Genomic DNA, 1,337 nt, shown 5'->3' with positions numbered 1-1,337 from the left:
TTCAAGAAATCAAGTAAGCTTTCAATTATTAACTTTAGATGAAATGATTGAGGAGGAAAACCCTGTTCGGGCAATTGATGCGTTTGTAGAGTCTCTCTGTTTGAAAGATTTAAGAATTAAAGAATATAGTAAAAACAACCGTGGGCAACAACCTTATGAGAGAAAAGATTTATTAAAGTTATTTATATATGGATACTTTAATAAAATTAGATTATCACGATCTTTAGAAGTAGAATGTAAAAGAAATATTGAATTAATGTGGTTAGTAAATGGTATTTGCCCTGACCACGGAACTATCTCGTTATTTCTTAAAGAGAATCGTCAGAGTTTTAAACAAGTCATGAAAACTTTTACATATATTTTAAAAGGGTGGGGATTAATTGACGGTAGAATTATCGCAATTGATGGGACAAAAATCACTGCTCAAAATAGTAAAAGTAATTATATTACTCCAAATGGACTGAGGAAAGTATATTAAACCAAGAAACAGTTTCATCGGTTAAGTCAAAAATCATACGATATGAAGTGAAAAAGAAAGAGTTAACTGAACTAAAAAATGAAATGAAAAAAGAAAATAAGAAACAATTAACCACTACTGATCCAGACTCAAGAGCTATGAAAAATAATGGGAAAATCGACATATCTTATAATATGCAATCCTCTGTTGATAGTAAACATAAATTAATTGTTACACTAGATGTTGTGAATGACATAAATGATCAAAGTCAATTAGCTTCTATGGTTTCAAAAACAAACAAATTATTAACTAAAGATAAGAATAGAATTATATTAGCTGATACAGGCTATTACAATATGAAAGAAATTAAAAACTGTGTAGATGACGATAATACTGTATACATTAAGCCGCAAAAATCCAAAAATATATTAGGTGGGACACAATACTCAAAAGAAAAATTCCAATATCAAAAAGATACAGATTCTTATATTTGCCCAGAAGGAAAAGAACTTCCTTATACAGAAAAAACAACTAAAAATGGCATGATGTATAAAAGGTATATTGGTGAAAAGAGTTGTCAAACTTGTTCTGCTTATCATTTGTGTACAAAGTCTGTAAGGGGTAGAAATATTCAGCGCTGGGAATATGAAGAAATACTCGAAAAAGTAAAGAGAGAAACTGAGAATAATAATGAAATTTATAAAAAAAGTCACATATTGTAGAACACCCTTTTGGGACTATTAAGAGATATTACGGTTATACGTTCTTTTTTTAGGAAAGGGGCTGGAATCTGTAGGTGCAGAAGCAGCCCTAATTTGTGTTGCTTATAATTTTAAAAGACTAACAAAAATCAAAAAAGTTTCAGAAATAGTAAGGCTAC

At 29.5% G+C, this 1,337-nt stretch carries 2 protein-coding genes; both read left to right on the top strand.

The genetic code is table 11. From position 1 onward, the window contains the following. The coding region (locus tag TP70_RS12600) for a transposase (protein ID WP_211253726.1) at positions 1-478 on the top strand (478 nt) is incomplete at its 5' end. A gap of 47 nt (positions 479-525) precedes the next feature. Next, the gene (locus TP70_RS12595; protein ID WP_206168189.1) at positions 526-1,179 is read left to right on the top strand and encodes a transposase; all 654 of its coding nucleotides are present in this window, start codon (positions 526-528) and stop codon (positions 1,177-1,179) included. Positions 1,180-1,337: the final 158 nt, after the last annotated feature.

The sequence above is a fragment of the Staphylococcus microti genome (assembly GCF_000934465.1).
Classification (GTDB): Bacteria; Bacillota; Bacilli; order Staphylococcales; family Staphylococcaceae; genus Staphylococcus; species Staphylococcus microti.
Note: the sequence above shows the minus strand (reverse complement) of the source record. Positions and strands in the feature narration are given on the sequence as shown.